Source organism: Flavobacterium sp. SM15 (genome assembly GCF_022012335.1).
Lineage (GTDB): Bacteria > Bacteroidota > Bacteroidia > Flavobacteriales > Flavobacteriaceae > Flavobacterium.
Map to the genome: position 1 here is coordinate 24,409 of NZ_JAKLTO010000004.1, position 16,799 is coordinate 41,207.

At 35.6% G+C, this 16,799-nt stretch carries 12 protein-coding genes; 3 read left to right on the forward strand and 9 right to left on the reverse strand.

Annotated features, from left to right (window positions below; all coding sequences use genetic code 11):
• The first annotated feature begins 64 nt into the window (after positions 1-64).
• Positions 65-2,209 carry a T9SS type A sorting domain-containing protein gene (locus LZZ90_RS07905; protein ID WP_237790148.1) on the forward strand — a complete coding sequence of 715 codons (2,145 nt, stop codon included), beginning with the start codon at positions 65-67 and terminating at the stop codon, positions 2,207-2,209.
• A gap of 64 nt (positions 2,210-2,273) precedes the next feature.
• Here the strand turns inward: LZZ90_RS07905 and LZZ90_RS07910 are convergent, their stop codons facing one another.
• The 5 genes from LZZ90_RS07910 to LZZ90_RS07930 form a co-directional block, all read right to left on the reverse strand.
• Complete coding sequence (locus tag LZZ90_RS07910; protein WP_237790149.1) at positions 2,274-2,996, reverse strand: hypothetical protein; 723 nt, start codon at positions 2,994-2,996, stop codon at positions 2,274-2,276.
• Positions 2,997-3,126: 130 nt separating this feature from the next.
• A complete protein-coding gene (pheT, locus tag LZZ90_RS07915; RefSeq protein WP_237790150.1) occupies positions 3,127-5,553 on the reverse strand; it encodes a phenylalanine--tRNA ligase subunit beta in 2,427 nt (808 codons plus the stop codon).
• Positions 5,554-5,632: 79 nt separating this feature from the next.
• Positions 5,633-6,568, reverse strand: a complete 936-nt coding sequence (locus tag LZZ90_RS07920) for a type IX secretion system membrane protein PorP/SprF (protein WP_237790151.1) — start codon at positions 6,566-6,568, stop codon at positions 5,633-5,635.
• Positions 6,561-8,750 (reverse strand): gliding motility-associated C-terminal domain-containing protein, encoded by a 2,190-nt coding sequence (locus LZZ90_RS07925; protein ID WP_237790152.1) that lies wholly within the window; start codon positions 8,748-8,750, stop codon positions 6,561-6,563. The genes LZZ90_RS07920 and LZZ90_RS07925 overlap by 8 nt, the downstream gene beginning before the upstream one ends.
• Positions 8,751-8,846: 96 nt before the next feature.
• A complete protein-coding gene (locus LZZ90_RS07930) occupies positions 8,847-9,872 on the reverse strand; it encodes a proline iminopeptidase-family hydrolase (RefSeq protein WP_237790153.1) in 1,026 nt (341 codons plus the stop codon).
• 182 nt (positions 9,873-10,054) lie between these two features.
• On the opposite strand from LZZ90_RS07930, the gene LZZ90_RS07935 reads away from it, so the two are divergent.
• On the forward strand, positions 10,055-11,560 hold the full coding sequence (locus LZZ90_RS07935) for an aldehyde dehydrogenase family protein (RefSeq protein WP_237790154.1): 1,506 nt from the start codon (positions 10,055-10,057) through the stop codon (positions 11,558-11,560).
• A gap of 74 nt (positions 11,561-11,634) precedes the next feature.
• Positions 11,635-12,012, forward strand: coding sequence for a DUF779 domain-containing protein (locus LZZ90_RS07940; RefSeq protein ID WP_237790155.1), 378 nt, complete (start codon positions 11,635-11,637; stop codon positions 12,010-12,012).
• Here LZZ90_RS07940 and LZZ90_RS07945 read toward each other — a convergent pair.
• The 4 genes from LZZ90_RS07945 to LZZ90_RS07960 form a co-directional block, all read right to left on the reverse strand.
• Entirely contained in the window at positions 12,009-12,935 is a 927-nt protein-coding gene (locus LZZ90_RS07945; protein WP_237790156.1) for an AraC family transcriptional regulator, read from the reverse strand. The genes LZZ90_RS07940 and LZZ90_RS07945 overlap by 4 nt on opposite strands.
• Before the next feature lie 88 nt (positions 12,936-13,023).
• Entirely contained in the window at positions 13,024-13,887 is an 864-nt protein-coding gene (locus LZZ90_RS07950) for a bestrophin family protein (protein WP_237790157.1), read from the reverse strand.
• Positions 13,888-13,955: 68 nt separating this feature from the next.
• A complete protein-coding gene (gene recG / locus LZZ90_RS07955; protein WP_237790158.1) occupies positions 13,956-16,061 on the reverse strand; it encodes an ATP-dependent DNA helicase RecG in 2,106 nt (701 codons plus the stop codon).
• Between the two features lie 48 nt (positions 16,062-16,109).
• A complete protein-coding gene (locus tag LZZ90_RS07960; RefSeq protein WP_237790159.1) occupies positions 16,110-16,799 on the reverse strand; it encodes an aspartyl/asparaginyl beta-hydroxylase domain-containing protein in 690 nt (229 codons plus the stop codon).

The window sequence follows — 16,799 nt, forward strand, 5'->3', positions numbered from 1 at the left end:
ATTTTTTTCTTACGACGCAACCAAATATAAATTTTGCATCTAATATTTGTAAAGATAGCCCTATATGAAAAAACTTTATTCTTTCCTGTTGGTGTGTTGTACGATAACAATTTCACAGGCTCAAGTTATTAATTTCCCTGATGCTAATTTTAAAGCGAAATTATTACAATCCGCACCTGGTAATACTATAGCCTACGGTAATAATACAAACATTGCAATTGATGCAAATGGCGATGGAGAGATTACCCAAGCTGAAGCATCGATTGTTACAGGATTAAAAATTAGCAATGCTAATATTTCAGATCTTTCGGGAATAAATTTTTTTACAGGTTTAATTACTTTAGATTGTGATCACAATCAATTATCAAGTATAGATGTATCAAGCCTTACGAATCTTCAAACTCTAAATTGTAGCAATAACCAATTGTTGAGTTTAAACGGTTTAAGTCAAACTAATCTCGGCAGTTTAAAATGTCATTACAATCAGCTTACAAGCCTTAATGTTGCTGGGGTGGAGAATTTGACGCTGTTACATTGTTATAATAATCGGTTAACGAATATTGATGTATCTGGTTTAGTATTAGGTTTTTTTAATTGTAGTAACAACTTGCTAACTTCGCTTGATTTTACGGGTACTTATTTTGATTTTTTTTCCTGTTCTAATAATAATCTAAATTCAATTAATTTAAAAAATGGCATCAGGAATCAAGCTGTTTTTTTTGATATTCAAAATAACCCTAATCTTCAACATGTTTGTGTTGATGATATCGAGCAAGAAGCTTTTCAGATTAGAGTAATACAACAAGGTTATACTAATTGTAGTGTTAATTCGTATTGTTCTTTTGTTCCCGGTGGAACTACTTATAGAATTGAAGGTACTTCGAAATTTGATTCTAACTATAATACAAGTTGTGAAGCATCAGATGCAATTTTTTCTAATTTAAAATATTCTGTTACAGATGGAACTACTTCGGGAGTTTATATCGGATATCCTTCCGGAAATTATTCGATACCGGTTTTGGCGGGTACACATACCATAACCCCTGTTTTAGAAAATCCTACTTATTTTAATGTTTCACCTGTATCAACATCCGTTACATTTCCAACACAAGCAAGTCCTTTTTCTCAGGATTTTTGTGTGAAAGCGAATGGTGTTCATCCAGATTTAGAGACTGTAATAGTACCATTGATGCCAGCAAGACCTGGTTTTAGCAGTGAGTATGCTTTGCTTTACCGAAATAAGGGAAATCAGGTGCAATCAGGTTCAATTGCATTAACTTTTGACGATTCAAAGATGGATGTTATTGATGCAGCTCCGATAGTCAATTCACAAGCTTTAAATACTTTAAGCTGGAATTACACTAATTTACTGCCTTATGAAAAAAGAGTAATTAGAGTTAAAATGCGTATCAATGCTCCAACAGATACACCGGCGGTTAATGCTGGAGATCAATTGGGTTTTACTGTTGCACTTAGCCCAATAGTTGCAGATGAAACACCACAGGATAATACTTTTGTATTTAATCAAATAGTAGTAAATTCTTTTGATCCAAACGATAAAACTTGTTTGCAAGGAAATGCTTTGGCGTTAAACGAAGTAGGGAAGTATGTGCATTACATGATTCGTTTTGAAAATACAGGAACTTATCCAGCAGAAAACATCGTGGTAAAAGACATGATCGACACTAATAAGTTTGATGTTAATTCAATTGTTCCAATTAAAGGTAGTCACAATTATTTTACAAGAATCAAGGATGATAAAGTAGAATTTATTTTCGAAAACATTAATCTTCCTTTTGATGATGCAAATAATGACGGTTATGTTGTGTTTAAAATTAAGACCAAACCTACTTTGGTAGAAGGAGATACTTTCAGTAATTCAGCAAGCATTTATTTTGATTACAACTTACCGATTATAACAAATACAGCTGTAACTACAATTCAAGCATTAAGTAATCAGGATTTTGATTATGGATATTATTTCGCGGTATATCCAAACCCAATAAACGATGTATTGAATATTGAAACCAAACAAACTATTAAAATAAGTTCGATAAATATTTACAACGCTTTAGGTCAGTTGGTTCTGGTTATTCCGAATGCACAGAATGTAAATAAAGTAGATGTTTCAAGTTTATCGGCTGGAAACTATTTTATTAAAATTAATTCTAATAAAGGAACAGCTAATACGAAGTTTATTAAAAATTAACTTTAGTTAATTTCATACTTCCTGTCCCGATTGCAAATTGTAGTCGGGATTTTTTTGCTTTAAGTTATCCTCCAAAATTACTATTCCAGATATTGATGTTGAAGTTTTTGCCATGCGATACTCCATAATACAAACCTACAGCACACCAATATTTAAAAATGAACAGGAATGAAACAAATTTCATGGTACCATTCATTTCAATGCCGTAAAATTTATCAGGAAGTAATGCACTGCAAATAAAGCTGACTACCATAAAGAACAATAAAAGATTTGGCAAGTTTCTAAAAGGTAACACAAGCCACTTTCTTAGAGGGTGTAAATCGTTACCCCATTTATGTATCAGATAATAATAATCATTTCCAATAGGAGCAAAGAGAATCGGATCATCGTATCGTTTTAACTGAAATACTTTGGAAGGTGCCATTAGTTTAAACCCTTCCAATTGAATTTGATGTTGTTTTTCCAGATATTTGATTTGTGTGATTACTTCTTCTGGAAAAGGCACTTTGTATAAATGGCTGTCTAAAAAACGCAAACGGTATTCGATGCAGGTTTCTTTTATTTGTTTTATGTGAAAGATTCTTTCAGTTTTCAGCAAATCGAATTCGAAGGCATTGAAGTTTTTTTCAGATTTAGAATACAGTTTCTTTCTAATGACAATTCGTTTGTCTTCCTCTTTAGCCAGTAAAAGCCTTACGGTTTCTAATTGATCCGATATTGTTCCTGAATTACTGCGTTTAGTAATCAGTTTTTCATGAATATTTGTCTTTTTTAGAAGCATCATCATGAATATTATGATTACTCTAATTTAGTTATTTGTTTGCTGAAAATCAAGTAAATATGTGAGTATTTATAAAATAAAATCCTGCAAAGTACTTGACTTGCAGGATTCTTAAATATGCTTTTTTTAAAAGATATTATCTTAAGGTTGCCCCAATCTCTTTTTCAAAATTTTGCTGTAATTTGCTCATGATTTTGTCAATTTGAGCATCAGTAAGCGTTTTGGAATTGTCTTGAAGCATAAAACTTACAGCATACGATTTTTTTCCTTCCGGTAGGTTTGTGCCTTCATAAACATCAAACAAATTGATATCCTTCAGAAGCGATTTTTCAGTTTGTTTAGCAATAGAATAAACCTGTTCAAATTGAATTGAAGAATCTACCAGCAAAGCCAAATCACGTCTAACTTCCGGATATTTTGGTATTTCAACAAATTTAATTTTAGTCGAAATTAATTTCAGGATTTCCCCCCAGTTAAAATCTGCAAATAAAACTTCCTGTTTAATATCGAAATGTTTCAGTATTGATTTTTTTACGGTACCGAATTCTACAAGAATTTCTTTTCCTGTCGAATAAGCAATACCTTCAGCAAAAACATCATTATCAAGAGGTTGACTGGTCGTTTTTTCTAATCCTAATCGTGATAAAATAGCATTAACATATCCTTTGAACAAGAAGAAATCCGAAGGTTTTTCAGAGGAATTCCAATTCTCCATTTGCCTGTTTCCGGTTACTAATAGAGTCAAATGCTTATTTTCTTCATAACCTGAAGGCATTTTGTGGTAACTTTTTCCGAATTCAAATAATTTTAAATCTGACTTTTTTCGGTTGATGTTATACGAAACTGCTTCCAATCCACTGAAAAGCAACGATTGACGCATAGCAGATAAATCGTTACTTAACGGATTAAGCATCAGTACATTGAATTCTTCTTTTAATTTGTCCGACAACTTGATATAGTCTGGAGAGGTTAAAGAATTCGCCATCATTTCATTAAAACCCTGTGAAACCAATTGATTAGCAATAAGGTTTTGAATTTTATAATCTTCTGTTCTTGATGAGTTTGAAATGGAAGCATTTAGTTTTGTGGTAAAACCAATGTTGTTGTATCCGTAAACTCTCAAAATTTCTTCAATTACATCGATTTCACGCTGAACATCCACACGGTACGCAGGAATAACCAAACCTAATCCGGCATCAGAAACACTGTTTACTTTTATGTCTAACGACACCAATATTTTTTTGATTGTTTCTTTAGGGATTTCCTGTCCGATGATTTTATTTACGTTGTTGAAGTTCAATAAAACTGAGAAATCTTCAATTTTTTTAGGGTAAATATCGATAGGATCTGAAGTGATTTCTCCTCCGGCAACTTCCTGAATTAATAGGGCAGCACGTTTTAGAGCATATTCAGTAATAGTTGGGTCGATTCCTCTTTCAAAACGAAAAGAAGCATCTGTACTTAAGGTATGACGTTTTGCAGTCTTACGAATGGAAACCGGGTTGAAATAGGCACTTTCAAGGAAAATAGCGTTTGTGTTTTCAGTAACTCCCGAGTTTTTACCTCCGAAAACACCAGCAATACACATTGGGCCACTTTCGTCGCAAATCATTAAATCTTCTTCGTGTAGAATTCGTTCGACCTCATCAAGGGTAACGAATTTGGTTCCCGCCGGCATTGTCTTAACAACAACTTTACTTCCTTTTATTTTCGCTGCATCAAAAGCGTGTAACGGCTGTCCTAATTCGTGTAAAACATAATTAGTAACGTCTACAATATTGTTTTTTGGAGTTAAACCGATTGCTTTCAAACGGTTCTGTAACCAGCTTGGTGATGGTTTTACAGTGATTCCTGAAATGGTAACCCCGCAGTATCTCGGTGCTAATTTTGAATCTTCAACTTTAACGTCTACTTTCAGGGTACGTTTTTCAACTTTGAATTTACTTACCGAAGGCGTCATCAATTCGGTGTGATTCACTCCTTTTTGAATTAAACCTGCTCGTAGATCACGGGCAACACCCCAATGGCTCATTGCATCGGCGCGGTTTGGAGTCAATCCGATTTCGAAAACTTCATCGGTTTCAATGTTGAATACTTTGGAAGCCGGAGTTCCCGGAACCAGTTTTTCATCTAAAACCATGATTCCGTCATGACCTTCACCTAGACCCAATTCGTCTTCGGCACAAATCATTCCATGACTTTCTTCCCCTCGGATTTTTCCTTTTTTAATCTCGAAAGCGTTTCCTTCTTTGTCATACAATTTGGTTCCGATGGTAGCCACAGGTACTTTCTGACCAACAGCTACATTTGGAGCCCCACAAACAATTTGCACTGGTGCTTCCGCTCCAATATCTACAGTGGTTACTCTTAATTTATCGGCATTGGAATGTTGAACGCAGGTAAGAACATGTCCTACCACAACACCTTCAAGTCCTCCTTTAAGGCTTTCGTATTTATCAACGCCTTCTACTTCAAGACCTAAATCGGTCAATAATGCAGAGGTTTCTTCCGAATTCCAATCTAATTTTATGAATTGTTTTAACCAATTGTAGGATATGCGCATTTCTGTATCGTTTTAATAAGTGTGCAAAGATAAGTATAATTCGATAATGAATCAATTTGATTTTTAATTGAAAGCACTTCTAATAAATGTGGCACGAGCACTTTTCGCTATTATTGTTTTCGAGGGTGTAACTTAAAAAGAAAGTATGAATGCCGTTATTGTAATTACTGAAATTATTGATCGAGTAATCGTAAGCATAACCGGCCTTTAAATTTTCTAAAACTTTAACGCCAAAAAAAGCACCTATGCTTGAGTTGTATTCAAAATTGATTCCGCCCAGGTATTTTTCTCTCCAATTCAAATTTAATGAAGACATCACGCTAATCGGTGCGCCTTCTGTGACTCTTGTAAGAATTGCAGGTGTTAATGTAAACTCGTGATCGAGTGTTAGTTTATAGCCGGTAGTTAGATAATAATATCCTTTTCTTTTTGCATAAACATAGGCAAACGAGGGATTGTAATATTTTGTTGTAAGCAGATTAGGAGTTGAGACACCGATGTAAAACTTCTCGTTATATAGATTAAATCCAACTCCAAGAACCGGTGTTAGATTTTGTGTTTTGTCGTAACCGTAAATGTCTTCTTCAGGATGCTGTCTTTTTAACAAGTTGATATCAAGTATGTTGGAATGTAATCCAGCTTTTAGCCCTAATGCAAGTTTATAATTATTGTTTAAATCTAAATAATGGGCATAATTTCCATCGATGTTATATTCTCTTACAGGTCCAGCCGTATCGTTATAGAAGCTTACACCTAAACCTGTTTTGCTTTCAGGTAATTTTGTATGAGCTGATAAGTATTGTGTATTTGGTGCTCCTTCAAAACCATACCATTGTGTAGAATGAATTCCTATAATATAAAACCCGTCTGCAGAACCGGCAAAAGCTGGATTGTATTGTAAAGGATTGTAATTAAAAATGGAAAGTTTCGGGTCGTTTTGGGACCAAACGGAATTGCTTAATAGGGTAATGGAAACAATTACCAAATGAAGGATGTTCTTGAAAAAGTTATTCATTATTGGTAATATATAGGAATCCTTTTTTGGTGTCATTAATAAGCGAATTATTACCAGTGTAAGTAATAATGTAGTAATAGGTTCCGGTTGGTAACTTTTCGCCCTTTTTGTATATAGTTCCTGCGTTGGCTATTCCATAGAAAAGATTACCATCAATACCATAACGTTGAGTTTCATATACCAGTTGTCCGTAACGATTATAAATTTCAAGGGAGTTTTCTGGAAAGGACTCAATGTTTTTTATGGCTAAATAATCATTTAAATAATTATTGTCGATTGAAACCATATTGTAAATTTCAACCTGACAGGGTTTGAATTGCACTGTTATTACAAATCGATCACTGCTTTCACAACCAGTTATAGGATCAATCATAGATACATAGAAAGTACTGTCATCATTTACAATTTGATTTTCAGAAAGCGGCGTTGTTGAAGAAATGCTCTCATAAAACAGTAACCTTTTTTGAGTTATATTCAAATCTCTTATGGCAGGGCTGCTATCGTTGCATAATTTTAAATCATAATCATCTGGAAGATCTGAGGTAAAGTCATCTACAATTACAGAAACGGCAAGCCTATTACTTTCACAGCCTTCAGAACTAGATTGTGAGGCAAAATAAGTGTTAGTTGTTAAAGGTGTTGTGGTTGCTAAAGGTGTTGTTGCGGTAGATGAGGAATACCATTTAATGGAATTTCCGGTTGCAATTAAATCAGAAATAGTAGGAACCTCTATTTTACAGAATTTTTGCAAAGTATTCCCTTGAGGCAATGGAACTGTTAAAACTTCTATGTTTACTGCTTTTCTTGGGCCTGGGCATCCGTTTGTTATGAGTGTGGAATAATAAGTTGTGTTTGTAAGTGGCTGATTAAAAGGTAAAGGTGTAAGCGAAGTCGGAGAGTTGTACCAAAGTAAATTTTGTCCGTTTGCATTAATGCTGGCTAACGTTAATGAATAGCTAAAGCAAAAAGTATAGTTTGCATCAAGAATTGGTTCAGGCAAACTGTTGACTCCAATTACAACATTTTTAGAAATGCTTGAGCTACAACCGCTTTCGGAAGTTACTGTGAGTTTAACCGTATAAGTTCCGGGAGTTGTAAAGATGTGGGAAGGATGCTGTTCGGTAGACTCTGTATCATCTCCAAAATCCCAATGATATCCTGTCACTACACCATTTACAATTGTTGATTGGTTATTAAAATTTATTGGGATCAGATTGGTATTGTTATTGTTGTTGCATGGAGCGGTCTCGTTAAAATTTGGAGTTATAATTGTTCGGTCGGTTAGTACTGCCTGGGTAGTTACTGGACAAGTATTGCCATTACTATAAGCAATCATGTTACATTGGAATACGGATCCTACAGCATAATCGGCAAGAGGTAGTGTTATACTTTGTGATGGAGTTCCTATAGGTTGTCCTTGATAAAACCAATTATAGGATGCAAAACCATTTGGACCTGTTAAAGTAAAAGAATCGCCTTCGCTGCAAAGTCTTACGTTTGCTCTTAATGGAACACATTTTGCCGTTATATAAGCATATCCAAAATGTTCCTGATAAGCACAATCGCGTGTAATGAATTCTATGGATAAATTTTGTCCAATGTAAGGGGTTAAATCCAAACCTACTGTTTTCCAGGGAAGCCAAGTAACGCCAGTTAGTTCACAAATTCTGAAATCTTGATTCGGTTGCCCTGCATATACATTGTAAACACCACAGGCTGGATTAATAACATGGTTGTTAGAATCTAATACCCGCATGCTGAATCTTGGCTGTGCAGACATTGGATGTCCCGGATCCTCCAATACAACTGCATATTTATAGATAAAAAGAGCAGTGTCTTCAGTTACCGAAACATTGAAAACCAATTTTTCTGCTTCACCACCCCCCATTGAGTTTCCAAGTTTTGCTGAAAAATTTTCTCCGGGTGGAACGGAAGTAAGTTGGTTACAGGTATTATAATCCTGAAAAGGAGTAAGTATTATACCGTGCCTATCGTTTTCTAAAATTCCTTCATTCTGACCGGGTATTTGATAGGTTCCATAATAGCCTGTCCAGCCAGTAAAATCACCTGCTGAAAAATCGGAATTATAACATTTTGATTGACTGCGCACAAAACTACATGTTGTTAGTATCAACAAGATGTAAGCTTTACAGAGTAATTTATTGTACCAATTCGATTTCATAGGTTTATTCTTATACCACAAAAGACACAAATATAAGCTTTGTAACCTATTTAAGAAGTTAAAATATTTATAAATAAATCTGAAAAATTGAAGTTTTTATTTTTTAAGAAACGAAATCAGACCGTTAAAATAATTGTTCTGATCATCATAAAAACACATATGGCTTCCGTTGGGACAGAACAAATAACGTCCTTTTGGAACTTGTCTTGACATGGCTTCCATGTGTTTTGGATCCATGGTGTCATATTTTGCACCGATAACCAGCGTTGGAATTGAAATGGTTTTTAATTTTTCAAAACAGCTCCATTTCTCCAGTTTCCCTGAAATACCAAATTCGCTTGGTCCCTGCATGGTCACGTATAGCGATTGATTCATTTTGGAGAAGGAGCGGTTCATAGGCTCCGGCCATTCTTTTATTGGTATTCTACAGATATGTTTATTGTAAAAATGCGGCATAAGCAACTCCATGTATTTTGGATTGGAAAAATCTTTTTTCGCTTCGATTTCCCTAATTTGTTTTAAAACTTCCGGATCCATTTGTTTGGCTAAAACTTCATCAGCATATTTTCCGTAGGCTGGAGCATCAGACATCATGTTGGAAATGATCAGGCCTTTCATGTTGTTTTGGTATTTCAACGCATATTCCATCGCCAAAATACCTCCCCAGGAATGGCCAAGCAGATAAAAATTATCTTTTGTAAGATTCAATGCTTTACGAACCTGTTCAACTTCTTCCACATAGCGTGGTAAATCCCACATGGAAACATCATTCGGATTGTTTGAATTGCCACACCCTAACTGATCGTAATAAATAAATTCAATGCTTTCTGCGGGCAAGAAACTTTCAAAACATTCGAAATACTCATGGGTACAACCGGGACCTCCATTTAATAATAAGAGTTTTATTTTCGGGTTATTGCCGATACGTTTTGTCCATACGTTGAATTTGCCTTTAGAGGTTTCAATCGGGATTACTTTTATACCTCCGGTTTGAATGGAATCATTGCTTTTTTGAAAGTAATTGTGTTTTTCGGCAATTTCTTTGGCTGCACTCTCTTTGCAATTACTCATGAATAATGATATCAGTAATGCAATCAACAAAATTGATGGTTTTCGTAGCATCGTTTTTTCTTTAAAGTTAAAAAATTTCTTTAACATAGATTTCATAATTCTGAAACATACTTTCTGAAAACAAGCGGTTTATCTTGCATAAAATGTGCTGTTAATTGGAAATATCGTGCTATTTTTTAACAATGCTTTGAAACTAAATTTGGAAGTAAACAAACAAATAACAAATTGAAATTATGAGCAATTTAATTCAAAGACCCGAGTTTAAGTCTAAGTATGATAACTATATTGGAGGAAAATTTGTAGCCCCGATATACGGTCAGTATTTTGATGTAGTTTCCCCAATCGACGGTAAAGTTTTTACCCAAGCCGCCCGATCTACTAAAGAAGATATCAATCTAGCGGTGGATAAAGCTGCCGAAGCCTTTAAAAGCTGGAGTAAAGTCTCAGCAACTAACAGAAGTAATTTATTATTTAAAATTGCACAAGTAATCGAGGACAATCTTGAATTGATTGCTGCAGCCGAAACGGTCGATAACGGAAAAGCGATTCGTGAAACCATGGCAGCCGACATTCCTTTAGCAATTGACCATTTTCGTTATTTTGCCAGTGTAATCCGGGCGGAAGAAGGTTCTGTAAACGAATTGGATGAGCACACGGTTTCTTTGATTGTTCACGAGCCAATAGGAGTAGTGGCGCAAATCATTCCGTGGAATTTTCCGATTTTAATGGCAGTTTGGAAGTTAGCGCCTGCATTAGCTGCAGGAAATTGTGTAGTATTGAAACCTGCAGAAAATACTCCGGTATCGATTATGGTTCTTATGGAAATCATAGGTGATTTGCTTCCGGCGGGCGTTGTAAATATCGTAAACGGTTTTGGTGCAGAATTGGGAAGACATTTGGTGACCAATCCAAAAGTTTCCAAAGCTGCCTTTACCGGCTCAACTGCTACGGGAAGAATGGTGATGCAGTACGCTACGGAAAATATTGTTCCAGTAACTTTGGAATTAGGAGGAAAGTCGCCAAACATTTTTTTCCCATCAGTAATGGATCACGACGATGAATTTTTAGACAAAGCTTTAGAAGGAGCAGCTTTATATTGTTTGAATCAAGGAGAAATCTGTACTTGTCCCTCAAGATTACTGATCCATGAATCCATCTACGACAAGTTTATGGAACTACTTATTGCGCGTGTAAAAAGCGTAAAAACGGGAAATCCTTTAGATCCTAATGTGATGATGGGAGCACAGGCTTCCAAAATACAGAAGGATAAAATAATGACTTACATCAATTTAGGAAAAGAAGAAGGGGCAGAACTTTTGTTAGGTGGCGAAGTAAATGCTTTTGGAAACGATTTGGACGATGGCTTTTACATCCAACCGACAATTTTTAAAGGAAACAATAAAATGCGCATTTTCCAGGAAGAAATTTTCGGGCCAGTTTTAGCGGTTACTACATTCAAAACCACTGAAGAAGCCATTGCAATTGCCAATGATTCCATTTATGGTTTAGGAGCGGGAGTTTGGACAAGGGATGCACATGAGTTGTATTTGGTTCCAAGAGCAATTCAAGCGGGCCGTGTTTGGGTGAACCAGTATCATGCCTATCCGGCTGGTGCTCCGTTTGGGGGATATAAACAATCGGGAATCGGTCGTGAAAACCATAAACAGATGCTGGATCATTACCGACAAACCAAAAACATGCTGATTTCTTACAACAAAAATAAGTTAGGATTTTTTTAATAGTTGAAGTTTCTGGTTGTTTGTTAAGAGTGCTCTTTCGGGAGCACTTTTTTACTAATTGCAAAATTGGAAGTATGTTGAAAAGAATTGAAATAACCGACAAAGCAAAAGAAATGGTTGTTTTGCTTAAAAAATCGTTCAGGGATTTATTATTTTATCAGGCGGGCGGTTGTTGTGAGGGAACGCAACCACAATGTCTGGAGAAAAATGCTGTTTTTTTGCGAACTGCAGATGTTTGTATCGGTCAGGTAGAAGGAATTGATTTCTGGCTCGATAAAGATTTGTTTGAGTACTGGAAACACGCCCATTTTACCTTAGATATTGCTGAAGGTTTTGGTGTTGGCGGATTTTCTTTAGAAGCTCCTTACGGCAAAACGTTTGTGATCCGTTATCGTTTGTTTACTGAAGAGGAATTGAAAAATCTGGAACCGGTTCGTTACTATACCTACTAATTTACAAAGTTCATTAACTGATATTGTTTTGGGGTAACGCCCTCATATTTTTTAAAGATCCGGATGAAATAATTCGAGTCTTCAAACCCTGAAGCATAGCTTACTTCGTTAATCTGAATGTTTGGATCTTTCAGAAGTTGTTTAGCTTGCTTTATCTTCTCATTGAGAATAAATTCGATTGGACTCATACCTAATTCTCTTTTGAAATAGCGGTAAAACGAAGTTGGGCTCATGCAAGCTTTATTGCTGAGGTCTTTCAGGTTTATGTTTTCACGGATATTGGTTCGGATGTATTCCAAAACCGGAACCATTGGGTTGTTTTTATCGTTTAGTTTGTTGGTATTAATGGCTTTTGCCGTTTGGGTTTGAATAATACGCACCAATAATTCCTGAAGGGTCAAATCCGCTAAAGCATCTTTGGTAATGGAATTGCTCATACATTCTTTAATCAGCTTGTTAATGGTCGAAGCCAATTCTACATTGTTGTAGAAGAAATAATTATCATAATCCAGTTTCCAGAAATTGTTTTGTCCTTCTTTGGGATAACGTTCGTTTAAGAATTGCAGGGTTTCGTTAATCTTAAAATGATCGATTGCCAGCGCCAAACATTGTGTAGGGTTGTGTTTTGAAGCCTCAGGAAAATCAATTTTCATTTCTACATTGGATGGAATGATTACCGTTTCGCCCGGGAGATACTCAAACTCAGGATCATCAAAAAGATGCATTACTTTTTTGCCTCGTAACATACTGGTTACTACCAAGTCGTTAAATTTTAAAGGAACGAGTTGTGATTCCTGATAGGTTTCAAACAGATTCAATTCGCAATTGTTCAGCGAATACACCGTGCGGTTCTCTACTAAGGTTTTTAATGATTTTTCATTGGATAGAACCGGAGTTTGGAGCAATGTTCTTATGTTATTCATTTAGGCAAAAGAAATAAGCAGTTCGTTTGTTTTCAGATAAATAAATATACTTAAAATAAATTTCGTTTGCTTTAAATTTCTAATAATATCACAAAATTTCCTCTACATGACGTTTGATGTTTTCCGATATTTTTTTGGTTGGCAAATCATTCTCATCGTTCCCGAAAGGGTCTTCTATTTCTTCTGCAATCAACTCCAAACTCGCCAAAACATAAAAGATGAATACAACAACCGGAACTACATAATAACCAAGAGAAAAAGCATATCCGAAAGGTAAGGTCATCACATAAAAGAAAATGAATTTCTTAAGGAATGCACTGTAAGAGTAGGGAATAGGCGTATTTTTAATCCGTTCACATGCGCCGCAAATATCTGTAAACGATTGTATTTCATTGTTAAGAATAATCAGCTGATCGCCGGTTATTTTTCCTGAAGTATACAAATCGTTTATCTTCTCAAACATCATTTTTGCCACTTGATTCGGACGGTGCTTTTCATGATCGATTTTTAAATCCAGTCCTTCAAAGAGCATTAATCCGGTTTCTTCGTTTTTAAGGTGTTTGTTTAAAATTGAAGCATAACTCGGAATCGTTTTTTTAAAAAAAGCCCTGTCATGGTCGTTTTTTAAAATCGCAGAAAGTTTTATAGCAAAATTTCGACTGTTGTTTACCAAACTTCCCCACATTTTTCGGCCTTCCCACCAACGATCGTAAGCAGTATTGGTTCTGAAAACCAATAATAAAGAAATTACAAAGCCAAGCATTCCGTGCATAGTGCCAAGGTTTCTTACATAGCTTTTTTCGGGAAGATTTAGATACTCCACTTCCAACCAGCCAACAATTCCGGAATAAAGTCCAATAAAAAACATAATAGGCAATAACTGACGAAAAGTATCCGACTTATGAAAACGAAAAATAAAAGTAATCCAGTCCTTAGTATTGTATTGTACCATTTTTTAATTGAAAGATTTAAAAATTAAATGATTTCATAATTCATAATTCATAATTCATAATTCATAATTTAACTGATATAATTCCAAATATTCTGTTTTTTTCCAAGTTCGATAAAAACCCTTCGTAAAGTCTGATGTTCCGGTTTTTCCATCGAAGCATCATCTTTTAAAAGTTTAATGGCACAATGACGTGCCAATTGCAGAATTTCACGGTCCTTGACTAAATCGGCAATCTGTAAATTCAAGACGCCGCTTTGTTGGGTTCCCATAATATCGCCCGGTCCTCGTAGTTTTAAATCGACTTCCGCTATTTCGAAACCGTCATTAGTGGAACACATGGTTTCGATTCGTGTTTTGGTATCGTTGCTTAATTTATGACCGGTCATCAAAATACAGTAACTCTGTTCGGCACCACGACCAACACGACCGCGTAACTGATGCAATTGCGATAAACCAAAACGTTCGGCGCTTTCAATGATCATTACGCTGGCATTAGGAACATTTACACCAACTTCGATAACGGTTGTGGCCACCATAATATTGGTTTTACCTTCAGAAAAACGTTTCATTTCAGCATCTTTTTCCGCTGGTTTCATTTGTCCGTGAACGATGGAAACCGAATATTGTGGTAAAGGGAAATCGCGTGTAATTCCATTAAAACCATCCATTAAATCTTTATAATCCATTTTTTCAGATTCCTGAATGAGCGGATACACGATGTAAATCTGTCTTCCTTTCGCAATTTCATCGCGAATGAATTTCCAAACTTTCAAACGATTGTTGTCGTAGCGATGCACTGTTGTTATCGGTTTTCGTCCCGGTGGTAATTCATCGATTACGGAAACATCCAAATCACCATATAAACTCATGGCAAGAGTTCGGGGAATTGGCGTTGCGGTCATCACTAAAACATGTGGTGGCACTTCGTTCTTCTTCCATAATTTACTTCGTTGTTCTACACCAAAACGATGTTGTTCGTCTATTATTGCTAAACCTAAATTTTTGAACTTCACTTTATCTTCAAGCAAAGCATGGGTTCCGATGATAATGTGTAAACTGCCATTTTCAAGTTCTTCGTGAATGATTTTCCTGTCGGCAGTTTTAGTAGAACCGGTTAATAGTTTTATGTTGAGGTTCAAGTCTTTGGCTAATTCCGTGATTCCGTTGAAATGTTGAGAGGCAAGAATTTCTGTCGGAGCCATCAAACATGCTTGAAATCCATTATCCAAAGCCAAAAGCATACTCATTAATCCTACGATGGTTTTTCCGGAACCCACATCACCTTGTAAGAGACGATTCATTTGTGCGTTGCTTCCTAAATCATTTCGAATTTCCTTAAGTACTTTTTTCTGAGCATTGGTCAAATCAAACGGAAGATGATTGTTGTAAAAATTGGTAAAATAATCGCCAACGTTTTCAAAGGGATGTCCTTTTATTTTGTGTTTTCGGATGAGGTTTTTGGTAATGAGTTGTAATTGAATAAAGAACAATTCTTCAAACTTCAATCGAAATTGCGCCTTAGCTAAAAAATCCTGATTTTTAGGAAAATGGATGTTGAATAAGGCAGCGTTTTTCGGAATCAGCTTCAACTCTTCCAGTAAATAACCTGGTAAAGTTTCTGTAAATAAAGCTTGGGTTTCCATGAACAATTGCTGCATTATTTTGTTGATGACTTTGTTGGAAATCCCTTTATTGCTCAGTTTTTCCGTACTTGGATAAACCGGCTGCATGGCGCTTCTTAAACTTGCTTTATGTTCCTCAAGCAGTTCCATTTCCGGATGCGCCATATTAAAAACACCGTTAAACGAAGTGGTTTTGCCAAAAATCACATACACAACATTGATTTTCAGACTTTCGCGTATCCATTTATGACCTTGAAACCAAACGAGTTCCATTTGTCCGGTATCGTCAACAAAAGTGGCAACTAAGCGTTTTCCTTTTTTTTGTTCAACGGTTTTTATATTGATGATTTTCCCGACAACTTGAACTTCCGAATTGCTGTTTTGCAACTCATTGATTTTGTAGTATCGGGTTCGGTCAATATAACGATTTGGATATAAATTGATTAAATCGCCGTAACGATGAATATTAAGTTCCTTGCGCAACAAATCCCCGCGCTGTGGGCCAACGCCTTTTAAATATTCTATGGGAGTTTCAAGCAGGTTTTGTTGCATACCGCTAAGATAGTTTTTAATCGGAAAAGAAAAACACAACCAAATTATTTACCTCAAATTTTGGATAATTTTAGTGGCAGTAGCTGTGTTTTGTCGTTTCAATTCTTCTATGATTCGTTCTTTATCTGTTTCTTTTAATTCAGGAACTGGTTTGATGAAATTGGTTTGGTCAGCTTCTTTAAAAAATAAAGCATCAGTCCATTTATTTCGGATTCCGTCAATTACCAGATGAATTCGATCTTCATTTCCTTTATTGGTAACGGAATGGGTAAAGTTAGCATCGATATACCAGCATTCCCCTTCGTTCATTATTATTCGTTCATTGTTTAGAATAAATTCAACTTCCGGGTTTGTTATGATTGGAATATGAATACGAAAGCATCCGTCTTCATAACCTAAACAATAATCCTTATGAGGTTTTATTTCCGCACCAACAGCTAATCGTAATAAACGTACCGATGTTTTCTCGAATAATAGTTCATCAAGGATTTTTTTAAAGTAGTTGCAGGAATTAAGTGCTTCGGTGTAAATAAGGCTTTTGTTCCCTAAATTCATTGCGCTAATGTTTTCCGATTTCCCATCTTCCGACATCAATGCAATGGAAGACCAATTCCCAACATAATCATTTTTATTGAAATGATCCACCCAGTTTATTGGCACTACTTTTTCCACATCGATTTTCAATTTTTCCACATCGAAAACCATAGGGAATTTTATGTGTCTTATTAAGTTGTCCAT

Excerpts from the sequence above, each read along its gene's own strand:
- LZZ90_RS07905 (WP_237790148.1), top strand. The coding sequence starts at position 65 with ATGAAAAAACTTTATTCTTTCCTGTTGGTGTGTTGTACGATAACAATT.
- LZZ90_RS07910 (WP_237790149.1), bottom strand. The coding sequence starts at position 2,996 with ATGATGATGCTTCTAAAAAAGACAAATATTCATGAAAAACTGATTACT.
- pheT (WP_237790150.1), bottom strand. The coding sequence starts at position 5,553 with ATGCGCATATCCTACAATTGGTTAAAACAATTCATAAAATTAGATTGG.
- LZZ90_RS07920 (WP_237790151.1), bottom strand. The coding sequence starts at position 6,568 with ATGAATAACTTTTTCAAGAACATCCTTCATTTGGTAATTGTTTCCATT.
- LZZ90_RS07925 (WP_237790152.1), bottom strand. The coding sequence starts at position 8,750 with ATGAAATCGAATTGGTACAATAAATTACTCTGTAAAGCTTACATCTTG.
- LZZ90_RS07930 (WP_237790153.1), bottom strand. The coding sequence starts at position 9,872 with ATGCTACGAAAACCATCAATTTTGTTGATTGCATTACTGATATCATTA.
- LZZ90_RS07935 (WP_237790154.1), top strand. The coding sequence starts at position 10,055 with ATGAGCAATTTAATTCAAAGACCCGAGTTTAAGTCTAAGTATGATAAC.
- LZZ90_RS07940 (WP_237790155.1), top strand. The coding sequence starts at position 11,635 with ATGTTGAAAAGAATTGAAATAACCGACAAAGCAAAAGAAATGGTTGTT.
- LZZ90_RS07945 (WP_237790156.1), bottom strand. The coding sequence starts at position 12,935 with ATGAATAACATAAGAACATTGCTCCAAACTCCGGTTCTATCCAATGAA.
- LZZ90_RS07950 (WP_237790157.1), bottom strand. The coding sequence starts at position 13,887 with ATGGTACAATACAATACTAAGGACTGGATTACTTTTATTTTTCGTTTT.
- recG (WP_237790158.1), bottom strand. The coding sequence starts at position 16,061 with ATGCAACAAAACCTGCTTGAAACTCCCATAGAATATTTAAAAGGCGTT.
- LZZ90_RS07960 (WP_237790159.1), bottom strand. The coding sequence starts at position 16,799 with ATGGACAACTTAATAAGACACATAAAATTCCCTATGGTTTTCGATGTG.